The following is an 18,951-nucleotide window of genomic DNA, read 5'->3' as shown; positions in this document are numbered from 1 at the left end:
GGAACCGTGTTTCCATTGCGCATGCTCGACGCGTTCCGCTACCTGCACATCGTGCTGATGGTCTTCTGGCTCGGCGGCGACCTCGGCGTCTTCTACTCCAGCCGGTTCGTCATCGACGAGTCGCTGACCCCGGCCGCCCGGCTGACCGCCCTCAAGATCATGAGCGGCCTCGACCTCGGCCCGAAGATCTGCCTGATCCTCTTCCTGCCCAGCGGCCTGACCCTGGTCTCGCTGGACGCGCACGGTGGGTATGTGTTCGGCCTGAAGATGCTGCCCTGGTGGCTGCTCGTGCCGCTGTGGATCGGCGCGTTCGCCTGGGTCCGGCTGATGCACACCGACCACCACGCGCCCGGGAAGCATCCGCTGGTCAAGAAGATCGACTGGATCGTCCGGATCGCGGTGATCGCGGGCATGGCCGGCGCCGGCCTCTACACGCTGATCGCCGCCGAGCCGTTCGGCGTCACCACCAATCCCCGCTGGCTGGGTGCGAAGGTGCTGCTCTACTCCCTGGCGATCGCCGCCGGCCTGGGCATCCGGCGGACGCTGCGCCCGTTCGGCGCCGCCTTCGGCGCGGTCATGGCCGGCTCCGCCGGGCCGGAGACGGAGTCAGTGCTCCGGCGGAGCGTCAACGGCTGCCTGCCGTACGTCTGGGCCATCTGGCTCTCGGTGCTGCTGGCCGGGCTCCTCGGTGTCGCGAAGCCCTTCGCTAATCTGTAGCCGGCTCGTAGCCCAGCTGCGCGGAGATCCGCCGGGCCGCCGCGATCAGGTCGTCGATCACCTCGGTGCCGGGCTCCGGCTTGAACCGCAGCGCCGGGCCGGCCACGCTGATCACCGCGACCACATGCCCGTCGTGGTCGAAGATCGGGGCGGCCGCCGAGGCCGCGCCGGCCTGCCGCTCGCCCAGCGAGGTGGCGTAACCGCGCTTGCGGATGCTGGCCAGCTCCTTGCGCAGCTTCGCCTGGTCGGTGATCGTCTTGTCGGTCACCGCTTCGAGGGGGTGCCGCTGCAGGTAGGCCTCGAGCTCGAAGTCGGGCACCCAGGCCAGGAACGCCTTCGACGAGCCGCCCGCGTGCAGCGGGAACGGGATGCCGAGGCTGACCTCGAGGCGCAGCTCCTGATCGGGCACGACCTGGTCGGCGTAGAGCCGGGTGTCGCCGCGGCGCAGCGACAGGGTGGCCGTCTCGTGCGTGCGCTCGGAGAGCCATCGCAGGTCGGGGGCGGCCATCGCGCGCACGTCGGTGCGGGCCAGGTAGGCCCGGCCCAGCGCGACCGCCGCGTGCCCGAGCGCGTAGCGCCGGGTGGTGGGGTCGACCGTGATCAGCTCCCGGCTGCGCAGCGCGGTGAGGATGCGGTGCACGGCGGCCTTGGTGAGCCCGAGCGCCGTCGCGATCTCGGTGACCCCGAGGTCGGGCTGGTCGGTGCGGCCGAAGTAGAGCAGCACGTCCATGGCGCGCTCGACCGCGGCGACGGAGCGCGACTGGCTCTCGTCCTCGGCCGGGGCCGACGTGCTGGACGGCGCGGAACGGGTGGGCACAGTGAAACTCCCCCGGAACAGATTCGGAACAAACCTTCGGATGAGCCTAACCTGCGATTTCGCACAGCGAAACGCTGTCCCGCCCAACGATTGACAGCGACACGGCCGGATCGTTACCGTCGTGGAAACAGCGTTTCCATAGCCGAAACGAGGCTCACGTGCCGGTCGACAGCACCACGTTCCGCTCCGTCCTCGGGCAATGGCCGAGCGGCGTGTGCGTGGTGACCACGGTCGGACCGCACGGCGCGCACGGCATGACCGCTTCCTCATTCTCCTCGGTCAGCCTCGACCCGCCATTGGTCTCGGTCTGTCTCGGCAATCATCTGCCGAGCCGCACGCTGCTGGAATCCGCCGGAAAGTTCGCCCTGAGCTTCCTCGGCAAGGACCAGGCGCACATCGGCCGGCGTTTCGCCGGGCAGCACCCGGGGGTGACCGACCGGTTCGCCGGTCTGGCCTGGACCATCACCCCCAACGGGTGCCCGGTGCTCAGCGACGCGGTGGCCTGGCTCGACTGCACGGTCGCGCACGCCTACCCGGGCGGCGACCACACCATCTTCGTGGGCCGGGTGACCGAGGCCGCCACGCCCCGGGTCATCGCGCCCCTGCTGTTCCACTCGCGCACCTGGGGCCAGGTCGCCGACCCGCTGCCCACCGCGATCCACCTCACCGTGGAGGTCGCGGCCGGCGATCCGCTCGCGCAGGTGCTGCGGCAGGGCGGCGCCCGGGTCCGGCACGACGACGACCACACCGAGTTCGTCGTCACCGCCGACGGGAGCGGCCTGCCCTCGGCCGAGTGGGTCGCCGCCGCCAAGCTTGCCGGCTGCGTCGTCGGCTACGTCGCCGACGCCTTCGATCCGGGCCGCGAGCAGGCCGTCCTCGACGTCCTCGACGCGCTCACCGCGCTCGGCTGCGACGAGGTCGGCCTCGCCGAGTCGGCCACCGCGCCGGCGTCCCCGCTGCAGGTCCGCCGGGTGCTGCAGGACGCCAAGGCCCGGGTCCGCCCGGCCGCCCTGCGGGTGCGGCTCGCCGGCGGGCACAGCCTCGCCCTGGTCAACGCGCTCGTCGCGATGAAGAGCGGCGTCACCCACTTCGACACGGTCGCCCCCGGGTCCGGCTCCCCCGGCCTGCCGCTCGGCGACCTGCTTCATCTGTCCCGTCAACTCGAGGTGTCCGGCCCGATCGACCCGGCGCAGGCCGGCGACCTCCGCGACCTCGCCCAGATCAGGGAGTGACTTCCATGGCCGACCGACTGACCGGCGAACGGCTCGTCAACGACATGACCGTCGACGAGAAGAGCCGCGCCGCCCTCGTCGAGCAGGTGCTGCCGGTGTTGCGGGCCAAGGCCGAGCAGGCCGACGCCGACGGCGCCTTCCCGATGTCGCACATCGATCTGCTGCGCGACGCCGGGCTGATGGGCCTGATCGTCCCGGAGGAGTACGGCGGGCTCGGCGGCACCCTGCGCGACCTCGCCGCCGCCACCTACGCGATGGGCACCGCCTGCCCGTCCACCGCGCTCTCCTTCTTCTTCCACAACACCTCCGCCTCCCGCGGCCTGCTCCCGCTCGAGGCGATCGAGTCCGGCCTGTTCGCCGACGACGAGGTGCCGGTGGTCAAGGCGTTCGCCGAGAAGGTGCTGCGGCTGATGTCGGCCGGCACCTGGCTCGCCAACTTCGCGAGCGAGTCGGTGAAGAGCAGCAGCGCCAACATCGCCATCGCCACCACCGCGGTCAGGACCGCCGGCGGCTGGCACCTGACCGGCGAGAAGTCGTTCGGCTGCGCCACCGGCGTCGCCGACTACTACTTGGTCACCGCCCGGCTCGACGGCTACGAGACGGCCGACGGCCTGACCATGTTCCTGGTGCCGAGGGACGCGCCCGGCGTGACCGAGCGACCCAGGTGGGAGGGCCTCGGCATGCGGGGCAGCGCCAACCACGGCATCCGCCTGCAGAGCGTCTTCATCCCCGACGACGACGCGCTCGCCGTGCCCGGCGCGTTCGTGAAGATGCTGCAGTGCAGCCGGGGCAGCTTCGTCGGCAACCAGCTCGCCATCACCGCCGTCTACGTCGGCGCCGCGCAGGGCGTCTACGACGACACCCTGGAGCGCCTGACCCGGAAGACGTTCGCGGACACCGGCAAGTCGATCGCCGAGTCGCCGATGCACCAGGTCATCATCGGCGACATGACCGAACGACTGGAGACGGCGTATCTGTGGCTGCGCCGCCAGCTGCTGCTGGAGACGTGCGAGCCGCCGATCGCCACCAAGTCCGAGGTGTATGCGCAGTGGCGGATCGCCAAGGGCTCGATCTGCCAGGCCGCGTTCGATGTGGCGATGGGCGCGTTCAAGGCGTCCGGCACGTCCAGCGCCACCATGAACGGCGTCGTCGGCCGGGCCGTCCGCGACCTGGCGATGGGGCTGGTCATGACGTTCCCGCCGGAGCGCGGCCGCCTCGAAGCCGCCTCGGTGATCACCAGCAACAAGGCGAACGAGCTGTTCGCGAGCGTGAAGGTGTGAGCCGCGACCTGGTCGCCGGCCGGTGGGAGTCGTGTTCCACCCCGGTCGGCCTCGACCTGGAGGACCCGGCCACCGGTGCGGTGACCGGCCCGGCCCTCGGCTCGTCCCCGGCTCGCGTGGAGGCGGCGCTGCGGGCCGCGGCCGAGCTGGAGTCGTGGGACGCGTCCGCCGAGGAACGCGCGACGGTTCTGGAAGCGGTGGCGGTGGCGGTCGCCGCGGCCGCGCCCGAGATCGTCGCGCTGGAGGCGGCGGCGACCGGCGTGCCGATCCGGCAGACCACGCCGCTCGGGATGATCCTGTCCGGGTCGTTCGCGCTCGCCGCCGGTCAGCTGCGCTCCGGCCTGCTGCGGTCCACCGCCACCCGGGAGGACAGCCGGGAGGTCGTCGTCGAGCGGCTGCCGTGGGGCCCGGTCGCCTGCCTGGTGCCGTGGAACGCGCCGGCGCCGATGGCCGCGCACAAGGTCGCCAACGCCCTCGCCGCCGGCTGCCCGGCGATCCTCAAGCCCAGCGAGTTCGCGCCGTTCGGCAGCGAGCGGCTGGCCGTCGCGATCGACGAGGCGCTGCGCGGGGCCGGTGCGCCGGCGGCGCTGTTCCAGCTCGTGCAGGGCGGCGCTTCGGCGGGGCGGCAACTCGTCGCCGATCCGCGGATCCGGGCGGTTTCCTTTACTGGCGGGCTCGCCGGCGGGCGAGCGGTCGCGGCCGCCTGCGCCTACGACATCAAGCCGGTGCAGCTGGAGCTCGGCGGCAACAACCCGCTGATCGTGCTGCCCGACGCCGACGAGGAGGTGGCCGTGCGCGCCGCCGCCGACCTGCTCACCACGCTGAACGGGCAGTGGTGCCGGGCGCTCGGCCGCCTGATCGTGCCGGCCGGCCGGGAGGAACCCCTGGTGTCGGCCATCCTCGACCGGGTCGCGTCGCTGCGGACCGGCGACCCGGCCGACGCGACGACCGACTACGGGCCGCTGATCCATTCCGGGCACCTGGCCACCGTGGTCGAGGCCCGTGCGGCGATGGGCGGCACGATCCGTTCCGCGGCGTTGAAAGGGCCGGGCAACACCCTCGCGCCGTCCCTGGTCGTCGGCGCCGACCCGGCCCGGACGGTGGACGAGATCTTCGGGCCGGTCGCGGCGGTGCACGGGTACGAGACCGTCGACGAGGCGATCGCCCTGGCCAACGGCACGAGCCACGGTCTCGAGGGCTATGTGGTCGGTGCCGACGAGGAGGCCGCCCTCGCGGTGGCGCGCCGGGTGCGGGCCGGCGAGGTCAAGGTCAACGGCTCCTCGATCATGAGTCTGCATCTCTTCACGCCCCGCCCGGCCTGGGGGCTCTCCGGCTACTCCGAGGAGGGGACGGCGGAGACCCTGCTCTTCTTCACCAACCCGCGGGTGACCGGGGTCGAGGGCGGCTTCGCCTTGCATGGACGGCCATGAACGGCAGAGTGGTGCGCGACGTCCCGCGGCACAAAGCAGCGGGCGCGTGCCGAAGGAGGTTCAGCCGTGAGTGCTGACCAGCTGCGAGCCCTGCTCCGTGCGGACACCGTGACCCACGTGCCCGGCGTTTACGACCCGGTCACCGCGGCCCTCGCCGTCCGGGCCGGGCACAAGGCCGTCCATCTGTCCGGGGCGGCCGTGTCCGCGCTGATGCTGGGCCGGCCCGACCTCGGCTTCGTGCACGCCACCCAGATCGCCGACCGGGCCACCACGCTGGTCCCGGCTCTGAACGGGGTGCCGCTGCTCGCCGACGCGGACACCGGCTACGGCAACCCGCTGCACGCGATCTGGACCGCGCACGCCTACGCCCGGGCCGGCATCTCCGGGCTGCACCTCGAAGACCAGGTCAGCCCGAAGCGCTGCGGGCACCTCGCCGGCAAGGAGGTCGTCGAGGCCGGCCCGGCGGCCGCAAAGATCAAGGCCCTGGCCACCGAGGTGCCGGAGCTCGCGGTGATCGCCCGCACCGACGCGTACGGGGTGAACGGCCTCGAGGATGCGATCGAGCGGTGCCGGCTGTTCGCCGAGGCCGGCGCCGACGCGGTCTTCCCCGAAGGCGTGGACGACCTCGGCGACCTCGGGAAACTGCACGACGCGCTGCCCGGCGTACCCATCGTCGTCAACCGCTCGGAAGCCGGCGGCAATCGTCCGGCCCCGACCGACGCCGAGCTCGCCGCGGTCGGCGTCCGGATGGTCCTGCACCCGGTCGCGGCGCTGCTGGCCGCGTTGCGCGCCGCGTCGCTCGTCTACCGGGCGATCGCCGACCACGGCAGCGCCGAGCCGGTCGACCGGATGCCGTGGGCGGCCTTCACCGACCTGACCGGGCAGTCCGACGCCCTCGAACTCGACGCCCGCTACACCCCCGCGCCGGGCCTTCGGGCCCCCGACATCTCCGGGAGGTTGGAGACGTGAACCGCATCCTGGTGGCCGGTGCCGGGCCGGTCGGCCTCACCGCCGCGCTCGCCCTGGCCCGCCGCGGCCTGGCCGTGACGGTCCTGGAGGCCGGCGACGACCTGGCCGCCGAGTCCCGCGCCTCCACCTTCCATCCGCCGACCCTGGAGATGCTCGACGATCTCGGGGTCGGCGACGAGTTGCACCGGCGCGGGCTGGTGTCGCCGACGTTCGCCTACCGGGACCGGCGCACCGGCCCGGTCGCGATGCTCGACCTCGGGCTGCTCGCCGGCGACACCCGCTACCCCTACCGGGTGCAGTGCGAGCAGTCGAAGCTCACTCCGATCCTGCGCGACCACCTGCTGCGGCACGACGGCTGCGCGATCGAATACTCCTGGCCGGTCGCCGACGTGGTCGAGCGCGCGGCCGGCGCGGTCGCCGCGGTCGCCGCCGACGGCCGGACCGTGGACGGCAGCTGGCTGATCGCGGCGGACGGTGCGCATTCGGCGGTGCGGCGGGCGCTCGGCGTCAACTTCGAGGGCATCACCTACCCCGAGCGGTTCCTGGTCGCCTCGGTCCACGACGAGCTGACCGACTGGATGGACGGGCTCGCCGCGGTCAACTACGTCTACGACCCGGTCGAGTGGTGCGTGCTGCTGCGCACCCCCGACCACTGGCGGGTGCTGCTGCCGACGCCGGACGGCACGCCCGACCAGGTGGAGTACGACCGGCTAGGCGGACGGCTGCTCGGGGTCCACGATCCGGGCCGGGAGTGGCGGGTCGCGCACGCCAGCATGTACCGGGTGCATCAGCGGGTCGCCGAGACCTTCCGGCTCGGCCGGGTGCTGCTCGCCGGGGACGCGGCGCACGTCAACAACCCGCTCGGCGGGCTCGGCATGAACTCCGGCATCCACGACGCCGTCGCCTACGCCTCGGCGATCGCCGCCGGCGACCACACGGCCGTGACCGGGGCCGCCGAGAGCCGGCGCCGCATCGCCCTGGAATACGTGCAGAGCGTCTCCCACCAGAACTACGAGCGCATGCGCACCGCCGACCCTCTGATGCGCGAGGCACATCTGGCCGGGCTGCGGGCCACCGCGGCCGACCCCGCCAAGGCACGCGCGGCGCTGCTGAAAAGCTCGATGATCGCGTCGTTGCGGGTCGCGGCATGACCGAGCGAAGCGAGCGTCATGATCGCGTTGATGTTCCTTGGGCTTTGGGCGGCGTCGCATGATCTCTCGGGAGAATCCGGCTCGGTTCGAGGAGATCGTCGGGTCGGTCGCGGAGTCGTCGCCGATCGAGGTGGATGCGATCGTGTGGGCCGCCGATGCCGACTTCCGGCGCTGGTCGGCCACGCCGATCGAGGAGCGGCTCGGGCTGCTCACCGCGGCGGCCGAGGCGATCGAGGACGCGCTCGGCGAGCTGTCGGTGCTTCTCGCCCGGGAGACCGGCAAGGTGCTCGGCGACTGCCGCGGCGAGATCGGCTTCGCGGTCCGCTACCTGCGGTGGGTGGTGGCGCAGGCGACCGCGGCGTACGCCGATGAGGTCGTCGACGACGAGTTGGGGCTGCTCATCAAGCAGCACAAGCCGTACGGGGTGGTCGCCGCGATCACGCCGTGGAACGCGCCGGTGATCCTGTCGATGCTGAAGATCGCGCCGGCCCTGGCAGCCGGGAACGCGGTCGTGGTGAAACCGTCACCGCTCGCCCCGCTCACCCTCGACCGGATCGTCCGGCTGGTCGGCGGCCCGCTGCGCATCGTGCACGGCGGCCCGGCCGCCGGTGCCGCGCTGGTCGGCCACGAGCTGGTCCGCAAGGTGGCCTTCACCGGCGGTGCGGCCGGCGGCCGGGCGGTCGCCGCCCTGGCCGGTGACCGGCTCACCCCGTCGGTGCTGGAGCTCGGCGGCAACGACCCGGCCGTGTTCCTCGACGACGCGCCGTTCGACGACCCGGCCATGGATCGGCTGGTGATGGCCACGTTCGCGACCAGCGGCCAGGTCTGCATGGCGGCCAAGCGGCTGTACGTCCCGGAGCGGCGGCTCGGCGATTTCGTCGACGCCTACCGGGCTGCCGCCGCCCGCGTGCTGGTCACCGGTGATCCGCTCGCCGACGGGGTGACCATGGGCCCGGTCATCTCCGCCGCGGCGCAGGAGGCCGCCCGTTCGCTCCGGCGCGGCACCGTCCACGATCTCGGGCTCTTCGACGCCGACGACAAGACCGGCTACTTCGTCCGCCCGGCCCTGGTCGTCGCGCCGCAACCGGACGACCCGCTCGTGGCCGCCGAGCAGTTCGCCCCGGTGGTGCCGGTGCTCGGGTACGAGGACGAGGGAAAGTTGCTGGCCGCGTGCAACGAGAGCGAGCTCGGGCTGGGGGCCTCGGTGTGGAGCGCCGACGAAGAGCGGGCGGTCGCCTTCGCCCGTCGCTTCCAGGCCGGCTTCTGCTTCGTCAACACCCACAACCGCACCGGCATGAGCCTGCGCGCACCGTTCGGCGGGGTGAAGCGCTCCGGCTGGGGCCGCGAATACGCCGCCGAGGGCCTCGCCGAGTACGTCCAGACCTGTGTCATCCACGCGCCGGCCGCCTACCGGCCGGGCGCACCGCCCCCGGCCGGCGGACCTTCCGCCTACCCCGTGTAGTCGACGACGGCGCGCGCCGTCAGCAGCGGGCGCACCCACGCACCGAACTCCTTGTGTGCGGGATGCGCCTGATAGCCCCGCAGGTCGTCCGCGTCCTCGTGGGTGGTCCGCAGCAGAAGGTCCCAGGAGACATCGGTACGCAGTTCGTCGAGCCGGCAATCCATCGTCCGGATCTCGGTCACGACCCCGGCCAGTTCTTCCAAACGCAACTTTGCCTTGGCAGCATCGCTGGCGTCGGCGAACTTCATCATCACCACGTGTACCAGCACTTGTGCCTCCCTGACCCCTTTTGCTACGACGCCTCCGAGTGTAGATTTTGGAAACGCCGTTTCGCTAGGGGGAACCACGATGGCTCCGGTTCGCGTCGCCGCCGCACAGATAGAGGCCGGCCAGGACATTGCCGCGAACCTCGCCGCCTGCCTGCGCGTCATCGACGCCGCCGCGGCGGCGGGAGCGCAGCTCGCCGTCCTGCCCGAGTTCTGCAACCACCTCTCTTGGTACACCGGCCGTGCCCAGGCCCACGCGCTGGCCACCCGCCCCGGCGATCCGTTCCTGACGGCGATCGCCGGCCGGGCCCGCCGGCACGGCATGTGGATCAAGATCAACGTCACGCACGCCTGGCCGGACGGCACCACCGGCGGCACCAACTTCCTCTTCGACTCCAGCGGCGCGGTCGTCGGCACGTCCGACAAGCAGACCCTGATGGGCGCAGAGAACGACTTCCTGGAGCCGGCCCCCGCGGTCGGCCCGGTGATGGAGACCCCGTTCGGCCGCGTCGGGATGTATGCGTGCATGGAAGGCGTCATCAACGAGGTGACCCGCGGCCTGGTGCTGCGCGGCGCCCAGGTGATGCTCAACAGCCTGAACAGCTTCGCCCTCGACGAGGCCGACCTGCATATCCCGGTCCGCGCCGCGGAGAACAAGGCGTGGGTGATCGCCGCCAACAAGGTCGGCCCGCTGCTCCCGGTGGCCGAGCTGCCGGCCATCGCGGCCCGGCTCGGGGTGCCGCCGGAGTGGCTGCACGGCGCCGGCGAGAGTCAGATCGTCGCCCCCGACGGCACGGTGGTCGCGAAGGCCCCGCGCACCGGCGAGGCGATCGTGGTCGCCGACATCGACCCGTCGGCGGCCGACGACAAGCGGCGCCCGGACGGCACCGACATCCTCGCCACCCGCCGCCCCGCGCTGTATGGCCCGATCGCCGACCCGCCGATGGGCCGGCAGCGCGGCCCGGGCGCGCCGGAGCTGCCGGTCGCCGTGGTCCGGTCGTCCGGCCTGGTCCGGGAGACCGCGCTCGGCGGCGCCAAGCTGATCGTCCTGCCCGAGCTGACCGGCTCCCCGGCCGCCCTCGCCGACGTGCTGGGCGGCACCGACGCACACGTCGTCACCACCGTCATCGAGAACGCCGCGCACGTCGGCGTGGTGGTCGGCGCGGCCGGCATCGTGGCCCGGCAGCCGCAGCTGCACGCCAGCCGTGCGGTCGGCCCGGCCGGCTTCGAGCCGACCGGCAAACGGATCGTCCCGGTCGACCTGCCCTGGGGCCGGCTGGCCGTGGTCGTCGGCGACGACGCGCTCTTCCCCGAGACGTTCCGGCTGGCCGCCCTCCTCGACGCCGACGTGGTCGCGGTCCCCTACCGCGTGCAGGAGCCGTGGGAGCTGTCCCTGGCCCTGCCCGAGCGGGCCGCCGAGAACCGGCTCAACGTCGTGGTCGCCACCCCGTCCGGGCAGCCCGCGGCGATCTTCTCGATGAGCCCCGACTTCACCCTCTGGACCCGATGGCAGGGCCCGTTCACCGGCCGCATCTCCACCCCGATCCGCACCGACGTGCCCGGCGACGTGCTCGTCGGCACGGCGGTGGTCGCTCCCGCACAGGCCGCGAACCGCCTGGTCTCGCGACTCACCGATCTCGTCGACGGGCGCCCGTGGCGGCTCCTCGACGCCCTGACCCGTTGACCCTGACCCGTTGACCCTGACCCGTTGAACCTCTGAAGGGACATTTCATCGTGGCGGAGACGCTTGCGCACGTTGAGGACATGGTCGACGGCTCACCCGTCGTCGACGTCCACGACACGTTCAACTACTACCAGGAACTCCTCGCCGCGCTGAAGGCGAAGATCGACGCCCGCTTCGAGACCACCCGCGACCCGTCGACGGAAGCGCTGGAGGCCTACGGCACCTACCCGGACGGGCCGGGCGGGCGTCTCGCCGCCTACTCCGGGCCCGAGGTCGACTGGATGGTCCACTCGTGGATCGGCAACCCCGGCGCGAGCTTCGCCAATCTGCACCTCTCCTGCTGGCTCGGCCCGCAGATCAAGGTGCCGCACCTGGGCATCGCGCTGCTGGTGTGGCCGGGCGGCTGGTTCTACGTCGACTCGGTGCCGCGGGTCAACATGGTCGAGGACGGCGAGTACTACGACGAGTACTACGAGCCGCTCAACGAGGAGTGGCTGGCGCTGCGGGCCGACCCCCAGTTCGAGTATTTCGTGTCCCGCGCCGGGTTCATCCGGTCCAGCCTGTCCCCGACGGCGTATTGCTATTCGTTCGAGCGCAGCGAGCGCAACCTCGCGATCGTCACCGAGAAGCTGCACGCGCACGTCGACCGGTGGCTGCGCTGGGTCGACGAGGCCACCCCGGTGCCGGCCGAGGAGCAGGCGGCGCTCGCCGCGACCGATCTGAAGATCCGCCGCAACATCGCCGACCGCGACCCGGCCAACGTCATGGGCGTCCGGTTCTTCGGCGAGGAGACCACCGAGAAGCTGGTCCGGGCGCTGTGGGGCGGCGACCGCGAGCTACCGCGGCCGGGGGCCGGAGCATGAGCGAGCGTAGCGAGCGAATCGGCAAGCTCAGTGCGGAATTTGGTCTTGGCAGCTCGGAGCGAAGCGAGGAGCTGGCATGACCGGGGTCCGGTCGATCTGGTGGGCCGCGGCCGTCCCCGGCTACGAAGCGCCCTTCGACACCGCGCACCTGCGCGTCTACTACCCGGCCAAGCCGACCGGCTCGGATGCGGAGCGGCTCTCCGGCATCTTCCCGGCCGACCCGGCGCTCGCGCCCTACCCGGTCGTGATCATCGTGTCCGGCGTCAACGTCGGGCAGGAGGCCTACCGGTGGCTGGCGGTCGCGCTCGCCGAGCGCGGCTACGTCGCGGTCACCTACGACTGGGTGGGTGAGCTGTTCGGCGGCCTCAAGGGCATCACGCCGGGCGTCATCCTCGACGCGGCCCGGCCCGACGCGTACGGCACGCGGGCGACGACGCCGTCGGTGCCCGCCGTGATCGAGGCCCTGCGGGAGATGACCGGGCCGGTCGCGGGCCTGATCGACCTCGACACCGTGGCGCTGATCGGCCACTCGGCCGGCGGCACCGTGGTGCTGCAGAGCGCCCGCTTCTTCCCGCAGGTCAGGGCGGTCGCCGCGTACGGGACGCACACGATGGTGGCGACCATGCTCGGCTGGCCGGCCGGGACGGTGCTGCCCGCCCAGGTCGACTCGCCGGTGCTGCTGATGGCCGGCGAGCGCGACGGCGTCATCAACGGATCCGCCGACCGGTACGGCGAGGAGGCCGCCACCCGCAAGGACCCGATCACCCGCACCTTCGAGGAGGCGCTGCCGGACGCGGACGGCGCCAACCTCAAGGTGACCTTCACGGGCGCCAACCACTTCGGCATCGTGCACCCGGTCGACGAGACGGCGGCCCGCGCGTTCCTCGACCTCGAGGCGACGACCGACCCGGCCGCCACCCGCGCGGCCCTGACCGAGGTGACGGCCGCGTTCCTCGACGTGCACCTGCGTGGCGCCGACGGCGACGCGCTCGACAAAGCCCTGGACAACCCCGACGTCGCCGAGACCAGGCGGAGGTAACGCCATGCTCAAAAACTTCTGGTATGCGGTCGAGTTCACCGATCGGGTCACCACCAAGCCGGCCCGGCTGACCGTGCTCGGGCAGTACCTGGTCGTCTACCGCACCCCCAAGCAGGGTCGGGTCGTCGCCCTCAGCGACCTGTGCGTGCACCGCGGCGCCGCGCTCTCCGGCGGCACCCTCAAGGACGACAAGATCGTCTGTCCGTACCACGGCTGGGAGTACGACCCGGACGGCGCGTGCACCAAGATCCCGGCCAACCTGCCGGGCCGGAGCATCCCGAAGAAGGCGCGCGTCGACTCGTACCCCGTACAGGAGAAATATGGGTTTGTCTGGGTCTTCATGGGCGACCTCCCCGAGGAGGAACGGCCGCCGATCCCGGTCTGGCCCGAATTCGACGACCTGGTGGAGAACGGCGGCAGATTCCGGGTCGTGACCGGTGAGTTCCTGTGGAACGCCAACTACGAGCGGATCCTGGAGAACGGCTGCGACATCGCGCACGCGCCGTTCGTGCACGCCGGGCGCTTCGGCAACCCGGAGATGCCGGAGGTCCCGGAGTACGAAGTGGAGCACCCCGACGAGTGGTCGGCGTTCGCCACCGTCGACCTGCACCCGCCGAAGCCGAGCGGCATCTGGGGCAGGTTCGGCCGGCTGGTCGGCAACGACCTGAAGAAGCGGCCGCCGGTCACCACGTCGGCCGGCTGGATGCTGCCCAACATGATCAAGCTGCACGTGCGGCTGCCGATCGGCGACATGGTCATCTACGACACGAACATCCCGATCGACGAGACGCACACCTTGGTCAAGTGGGTCGCGCTGCGGACGTTCTTCACCGGCACGTGGGCCAACAAGGACGCCATCAACCGGACCATGCGGATCTTCTACGAGGACGCCGCGGTCGTCGACAAGGTCCGGCCCGAGCTGCTGCCGTTCGACCTCGGCGCCGAGCTGCACATCAAGAGCGACATCATCGCGGTCGAATACCGTCGCCGGCGCCAGGAGCTGGCCGAGAAGGGCTGGCTGCTCAACGAGGAGGACTTCATCACCGGTGACGTGCCCAAGCGCACCGCCACGGTGATCCCCTCCCCGGCCCGCCGGGAGAACCCCGAGCTCGCCCGGGCCTGGATCCACAAGGCCCGCGGCGAGCACCCGACGGTGGCCGCGGCCCGGCTGATGGGTTCCGACGAAGAGTCCGAGGAGAACAAGTGAGCCTGCCCGCCGCGCTCTGCGACACCACCCTCGACAAGATCCTCGCCCGGTTCCCGGTCACCCTGACCGAGGAGCGCGACCTCACCTCGCCGATGAGCCCGGCGCCGGTCGGCAAGATCCGCGTCTGGCGGGGCGAGGGCCCGATCGTCAAGGTGGTGAACGTGTCGCTGGTCGTCCCGCCGATCGGCCTCGACAGCCACATGATCTTCGCCTTCACCGACCCGTCGTCGGGCGTTCCGCACTTCACGCTCGACTCGGTGGCCAACGGCGACAACTACGCGTTCCACCTCGACCTGATCCCCCGGATCGACCTGGCCACCTCGCTGCCCTACCTGGACGAGGTGTTCGAGCCGCTGACCGCGGTCTACCAGGAGGTTCGCGAGCGCGAGGGCCTGACGCCGGCCCACCTGTCGCCCCGGCAGTACGCCCTGATGTCGCCGTGGATGCTGGTCAACCGGGCGACCGCGGAGGCCTTCGCGGGCATCGGCGAGGCCGTCGACACGTATTTCACGCACTGGGCCGGCCTGGTCGACTCCGGCGTCAAGGCGGAGGGCACCGCCGAGCGCGACGCCGCCCACCGGGCGCTGCTGTTCAGCCCGGAGATCGACCCGGTCTGGGCGCAGACGGTGCGCCTGCTCGGCCAGGAGCAGTCCGAGTTGGTCCGCCTCGAGCTGGTGCGCAACTGATGACCGCGCCGAGCGTCTGGCAGCAGCGCATCGCCGGCGAATGGCACGGGCGGCCCTCCCTCTTCGATCACACCGGCACCTGGTGCGGTTTCGAGGAGATCCGGCGGTCGTCGGAGTTCGTCGACGGCGTCACGACGTACCGGATGGATGGGGGTTTGATCGGGGGTGGTGCTCTGGCCGGGCGTTTCCGGCTGGGGGCGCCGTTCGCCTTCGGTGTGGTCGACTCCGACGCCAACCGCGTCTACGCCGGGCCGGATTTCTTCGGCACCGGGCAGCCCTACGGGTCGTTCGTGGACTCGCACTACTACGGGCCCGGCTGGCAGGTCGACCTGAACACCTGGAACCAGGTGCTGCCGGACGGCGAGACCCAGGTCTACTCGTCGGTGCTCTACCAGGGGTGGGCGGTGGTGGGTTGCTTCAACGGCGTCTACACCCGGAACCCTTCGCTCGTCGACGACTTGATCGAGCGGGAGACGGTCTGCGGCCCGGTGCCCTACATCCTGCCCACCAAGGAGTCGGGCGCGTTCACCGGCGAGTGCGAGCTGTGGGGCGCCGACCAGAAGCTGCGCGGGAGTGTTCAGGTCAGCATCGGGCTCAAGCCGATCGACCTGCTGCGCACCCGCCGGCTGGTGACCTGGCGGGGCGCCGGGCTCGACCGGGAGTTCACGGTGGAGACCCGGCGGGACGGCAACAACCTGTTCTTCGAAGGGCCCGACGCGTACGGCAATGCGGTGGGTTTCGGCCGTGCCTCGTTCTCCTCGCTGCACCTCACCGACGTGTGGAAGATCAAGGGCCGGGAGTTCTCCATCGACGCGAAGCCCGGCATGTCGGCGGGCAGGCAGCTGTCGGTGGTCTACGAGCTGTTCCACGGAAACACGCTCGATGCCGTGCTGCACGGGCTGCTGGAGTGGACGCCGTGACCGTGGTCGTCGTCACCGGCGGGACCCGCGGCATCGGGCAGGGCCTGGTCCGGGCGTTCGCCGCGCAGGGCGCATCGGTGGCCTTCTGCGGCCGCACCGTCGCCGAGGTGCCGGAGGGAACGCTCGGCGTGACCGCCGACGTCACCAACCGCGCCGACGTGCGGAAACTGTGGGACGCGACGGTCGACCGATTCGGCCGGGTGGACATCTGGGTCAACAACGCCGGGATGTCGACCGGCCGGGCGCCGCTGTGGCAGTTGCCGCCGGACGAGATCGACCAGGTCGTCTACCTCAACCTGCGCGGCACCCTGCACGCGAGCGCGGTCGTGCTCGACGCGATGCTCACCCAGGGCCACGGCGCGTTGTGGAACATGGAGGGCCTCGGCTCCAACGGCCAGATCGTGCCCGGGCTGACCGCCTACGGGGCGACGAAGCGGGCGCTCACCTACGCCACCCTCGCGATGGCCAAGGAGCTGAAGGACACGCCGGTCAAGGTCGCGTTGCTCTCCCCCGGCATGGTCGTCACCGACCTGCTCACCCACGACTACGACCCGGCCGAGTTCGCGAAGGCGAAGAAGATCTTCAACATCCTCGCCGACCGGGTCGAGACCGTCACCCCGTGGCTCGCCGCCCGGGTGCTCGCCGGCACCAGGAACGGCGGGCGGGTGGCCTGGCTGACCGGGCCGAAGGCCGCCTACCGGTTCGCCACCGCCGGGTTCCGCAAGCGCGACCTGTTCGCCGAGGGATGAGATGGACTACCCGATCTGGCTCGCGCTCGAGGACTTCGCGCCCGTCCTCTTCGGACTGACCGGCTTCGCCCTGCTCAGCCGCCTTTATCCGCACCGGGCCGGCCTTCTCGGCGCGGTGCTGATCGGCGCCGGCGGCCTGTCGAAATGCGCCTGGAAACTGACGGTCGCCGCCGGCGGCGGCGATCCACGCCTCCTCGAGGAGGCACTTTTCCCGCTCATGGCGGCCGGCGCCACGCTTCTGACCTGGTCCTTGGCCATTGCCGTACGCCGTGGCAAGCGCGTCCACCTCTGGCCTTTCGCGCTGGCGTTCGGCCTCGGCGTGGCCGGCTCCGTGCTGGCCGGCAACCTGCACCCGATCTTCGTGACGGCGACGTTCGGGGTGACCGCGGTCAGCGTGCTCGGCGCGATCATCGCGGGCCGCTACCGGCAGTGGTGGGCGGTGTCGCTGTTCGTCCTCGGCCTGGTGCTGGTGACGTCGCTGGTCCCGCTGCGCGGCTCGGCCAGGCACGACACCGTCGCCTACCAGTGGCTGGAGCAGTCCCTCAACACGTCCGCCCAATTGGCCCTGCTGATCGCGGCGTGGTTGACGCTGACCGCCGCGCGCCGCCCGCAGACAATCCCCGTGGGAGAACCCGTATGACCGACGCACTCGGCTGGCGCCGCAAGTTCGGCGTCATCGCCCCCTCGACGAACACCATCGTCGAGCCCGACTTCTACGCGATGACGGTCCCCGGCGTGACCGCCCACTTCTCCCGCATCCACATCCGCAACCAGGACCTCTCCAGCGACGACCAGTTCGAGAACCTCCTGGTCCAGATCCGGGGCGAGATCGGCTTCGCCTGCGAACGGGTGCTGACCGCCGAGCCCGACTACATGGTGATGGGCATGTCGGCCGAGACGTTCTGGGGCGGCGTCGAGGGAAACCGCGAGTTCGTCCGCCAGATCAACGGGATCACCGGCCTGGACGTGGCCACCGGCGCCGAGGCGTGCGAACGGGCCCTGAAGCTGTACGGCGCCCGCAGGATCGGCGTGGTGACCCCGTACCAGCCGATCGGCGACGCCAACGTGGTCCGCTTCTTCGGCGAGATCGGCTTCGAGGTGACCAAGATCGAGGGCCTGAAGTGCCCGACCGCGGTCTCGATCGCCCACGTGACCGAGGACGAGCTGCGCCGAGCGATCCTGGCCGTGGACGGCCCCGAGGTCGACGCGATCGTCCAATGCGGAACGAACCTGTCGATGGTCCGCCTGGCCGACGAGGCCGAACGCTGGCTGGGCAAGCCGGTGATCGCCATCAACGCGGCAACATGGTGGATGGCCCTGCGCGAGAACGGCATCAGGGAAAAGGTGTACGGCGCCGGAAGCCTGCTCCGCGAATACTGAGGCTCACGCCCATTCGCTGGGGTCGTGCACCTCCAGCCCGCGCAGGATCAGGGCCCGCATCGACCCGAACCCGTAGTGATCAACGCCGGACGACAACTCGGCCACCTCGCGCAGCACCGGCTCGGTGTCGATGCCGAGCTCCCGGCCGGCGTGGCACAGCCCCCAGAGCGAGATCAGCTCGTCGCGCGGGTCCGCACCCTGGTCGTTGGCGGAGATCAGAAGCAGGCGGCGGCGGAACTCCGCCGCCGTCGCCCACTGGTTCGGCAGCCCGGCACAGTCCCGGAACGACGGGTAGGCACGGAAGATCTCCCGGACCTCCGCACGCAGCGCAGCATCCCCCGACTCGTACGCGTCCAGCAGCGCCTGCAGCGCCGCATCCGCCTCGACCCGGACCCCGGCCTCGTCCACCGGGTTCGGAGCAGCTTTGAGCTTGGCGATCCAATCCGGATCGTTCATATCGATCGCCTGGCTCTTGACGAGGAACCGCACCAGCTCATCGACGGCGGCAACGTCCTTGCGCACCTCGGAGAGATCCATGCCGACATTGTCCCCGCCCATCGAGGTCAGCCGACCGGCTTCCCGTCCGGCCCCATCACATACCCGAACTGCTTCAAAGACCCAGCCCGGTCGATCTCGTCGAGCACTTCCGGGGCGAAGCTCGGCATCGGTGCCGCGCCGGACCGTTCGCGCCAGCGGCGCATGGGCACCGCGCGGTACTCGAGATTGACCTCGCCGTTCTCGGTGTGGAATCCGCCGTCCCGCTCGAACATGAGGATCAGCGGCTCGAACGGGTCCGCCGGCTCCAGCGGCATCACAAAGCTCGGGTCGGCTCGAAGCGCGGCCCAATGCAGCATGAACGGGGCCACCGTGGTGATCGCGCTGCGGCCCTGCGGATGCACGCCCTCCACGACGCTGTCCACATACTGCTGGGCGGCGCGAATGCTCGGATCTACGCAAAGAGCGATGTCGAAGAACGGCGTCCGTGACCCGCAGTCGTAGGCCGCTGCCCGGCGGAAGTATTCACCCAGCAGGGCGGCCTTCGACCAGGACTTGTCGCCATGGCGCCGATAGTCGATGGCCAGGAGACGTTCGGCCATGG

General features: G+C 71.3%; 20 protein-coding genes. 16 read left to right on the top strand and 4 right to left on the bottom strand.

The window, feature by feature from the left end; genetic code table 11:
• The first annotated feature begins 6 nt into the window (after nt 1–6).
• Nucleotides 7–717, top strand: a complete 711-nt coding sequence (locus Adu01nite_RS10170; protein ID WP_239132275.1) for a hypothetical protein — start codon at nt 7–9, stop codon at nt 715–717.
• Here the strand turns inward: Adu01nite_RS10170 and Adu01nite_RS10165 are convergent.
• Nucleotides 707–1,534 (bottom strand): IclR family transcriptional regulator, encoded by an 828-nt coding sequence (locus Adu01nite_RS10165; RefSeq protein ID WP_239132274.1) that lies wholly within the window; start codon nt 1,532–1,534, stop codon nt 707–709. The two genes, Adu01nite_RS10170 and Adu01nite_RS10165, sit on opposite strands and share 11 nt — an antisense overlap.
• A gap of 158 nt (nt 1,535–1,692) precedes the next feature.
• On the opposite strand from Adu01nite_RS10165, the gene Adu01nite_RS10160 reads away from it, so the two are divergent.
• From Adu01nite_RS10160 to Adu01nite_RS10135, 6 genes are all read left to right on the top strand, one after another.
• Entirely contained in the window at nt 1,693–2,766 is a 1,074-nt protein-coding gene (locus Adu01nite_RS10160) for a flavin reductase (protein WP_203726329.1), read from the top strand.
• Nucleotides 2,767–2,771: 5 nt separating this feature from the next.
• Entirely contained in the window at nt 2,772–4,046 is a 1,275-nt protein-coding gene (locus Adu01nite_RS10155) for an acyl-CoA dehydrogenase family protein (protein ID WP_203726328.1), read from the top strand.
• Nucleotides 4,043–5,476 carry an aldehyde dehydrogenase family protein gene (locus Adu01nite_RS10150; RefSeq protein ID WP_203726327.1) on the top strand — a complete coding sequence of 478 codons (1,434 nt, stop codon included), beginning with the start codon at nt 4,043–4,045 and terminating at the stop codon, nt 5,474–5,476. Before Adu01nite_RS10155 ends, Adu01nite_RS10150 begins: the two co-directional genes overlap by 4 nt.
• Before the next feature lie 66 nt (nt 5,477–5,542).
• Entirely contained in the window at nt 5,543–6,445 is a 903-nt protein-coding gene (locus tag Adu01nite_RS10145; RefSeq protein ID WP_203726326.1) for an isocitrate lyase/PEP mutase family protein, read from the top strand.
• On the top strand, nt 6,442–7,596 hold the full coding sequence (locus Adu01nite_RS10140; protein ID WP_203726325.1) for an FAD-dependent oxidoreductase: 1,155 nt from the start codon (nt 6,442–6,444) through the stop codon (nt 7,594–7,596). The genes Adu01nite_RS10145 and Adu01nite_RS10140 overlap by 4 nt, the downstream gene beginning before the upstream one ends.
• Before the next feature lie 58 nt (nt 7,597–7,654).
• Nucleotides 7,655–9,058: an aldehyde dehydrogenase family protein gene (locus Adu01nite_RS10135; protein ID WP_203726324.1), complete on the top strand. Its 1,404-nt coding sequence runs from the start codon at nt 7,655–7,657 to the stop codon at nt 9,056–9,058.
• Here Adu01nite_RS10135 and Adu01nite_RS10130 read toward each other — a convergent pair.
• The gene (locus Adu01nite_RS10130; protein WP_203726323.1) at nt 9,046–9,327 is read right to left on the bottom strand and encodes a Dabb family protein; all 282 of its coding nucleotides are present in this window, start codon (nt 9,325–9,327) and stop codon (nt 9,046–9,048) included. The two genes, Adu01nite_RS10135 and Adu01nite_RS10130, sit on opposite strands and share 13 nt — an antisense overlap.
• A gap of 79 nt (nt 9,328–9,406) precedes the next feature.
• On the opposite strand from Adu01nite_RS10130, the gene Adu01nite_RS10125 reads away from it, so the two are divergent.
• From Adu01nite_RS10125 to Adu01nite_RS10085, 9 genes are all read left to right on the top strand, one after another.
• A complete protein-coding gene (locus Adu01nite_RS10125; protein WP_203726322.1) occupies nt 9,407–11,008 on the top strand; it encodes a carbon-nitrogen hydrolase family protein in 1,602 nt (533 codons plus the stop codon).
• Between the two features lie 50 nt (nt 11,009–11,058).
• A complete protein-coding gene (locus Adu01nite_RS10120) occupies nt 11,059–11,871 on the top strand; it encodes an oxidoreductase (protein ID WP_203726321.1) in 813 nt (270 codons plus the stop codon).
• A 76-nt stretch (nt 11,872–11,947) separates the two neighbouring features.
• On the top strand, nt 11,948–12,910 hold the full coding sequence (locus tag Adu01nite_RS10115; protein ID WP_203726320.1) for an alpha/beta hydrolase family protein: 963 nt from the start codon (nt 11,948–11,950) through the stop codon (nt 12,908–12,910).
• A 4-nt stretch (nt 12,911–12,914) separates the two neighbouring features.
• Nucleotides 12,915–14,117, top strand: a complete 1,203-nt coding sequence (locus Adu01nite_RS10110; protein ID WP_203726319.1) for an aromatic ring-hydroxylating dioxygenase subunit alpha — start codon at nt 12,915–12,917, stop codon at nt 14,115–14,117.
• Entirely contained in the window at nt 14,114–14,803 is a 690-nt protein-coding gene (locus Adu01nite_RS10105; protein WP_203726318.1) for a hypothetical protein, read from the top strand. The genes Adu01nite_RS10110 and Adu01nite_RS10105 overlap by 4 nt, the downstream gene beginning before the upstream one ends.
• Nucleotides 14,803–15,723, top strand: a complete 921-nt coding sequence (locus tag Adu01nite_RS10100; RefSeq protein ID WP_203726317.1) for a hypothetical protein — start codon at nt 14,803–14,805, stop codon at nt 15,721–15,723. Before Adu01nite_RS10105 ends, Adu01nite_RS10100 begins: the two co-directional genes overlap by 1 nt.
• Nucleotides 15,720–16,472, top strand: coding sequence for an SDR family oxidoreductase (locus Adu01nite_RS10095; RefSeq protein ID WP_203726316.1), 753 nt, complete (start codon nt 15,720–15,722; stop codon nt 16,470–16,472). The genes Adu01nite_RS10100 and Adu01nite_RS10095 overlap by 4 nt, the downstream gene beginning before the upstream one ends.
• Nucleotide 16,473: 1 nt before the next feature.
• Nucleotides 16,474–17,112: a hypothetical protein gene (locus Adu01nite_RS10090; protein WP_203726315.1), complete on the top strand. Its 639-nt coding sequence runs from the start codon at nt 16,474–16,476 to the stop codon at nt 17,110–17,112.
• Nucleotides 17,109–17,852, top strand: a complete 744-nt coding sequence (locus tag Adu01nite_RS10085; RefSeq protein ID WP_203726314.1) for a maleate cis-trans isomerase family protein — start codon at nt 17,109–17,111, stop codon at nt 17,850–17,852. Before Adu01nite_RS10090 ends, Adu01nite_RS10085 begins: the two co-directional genes overlap by 4 nt.
• Nucleotides 17,853–17,855: 3 nt before the next feature.
• Here Adu01nite_RS10085 and Adu01nite_RS10080 read toward each other — a convergent pair whose 3' ends face one another.
• Nucleotides 17,856–18,389, bottom strand: coding sequence for a hypothetical protein (locus Adu01nite_RS10080; RefSeq protein WP_203726313.1), 534 nt, complete (start codon nt 18,387–18,389; stop codon nt 17,856–17,858).
• A gap of 26 nt (nt 18,390–18,415) precedes the next feature.
• Nucleotides 18,416–18,949, bottom strand: a complete 534-nt coding sequence (locus tag Adu01nite_RS10075; RefSeq protein ID WP_203726312.1) for a hypothetical protein — start codon at nt 18,947–18,949, stop codon at nt 18,416–18,418.
• Nucleotides 18,950–18,951 lie beyond the last annotated feature (2 nt).

Origin of the sequence: Paractinoplanes durhamensis, assembly GCF_016862175.1 — a bacterium.
GTDB classification, from domain to species: domain Bacteria; phylum Actinomycetota; class Actinomycetes; order Mycobacteriales; family Micromonosporaceae; genus Actinoplanes; species Actinoplanes durhamensis.
Note: the sequence above shows the minus strand (reverse complement) of the source record. Positions and strands in the feature narration are given on the sequence as shown.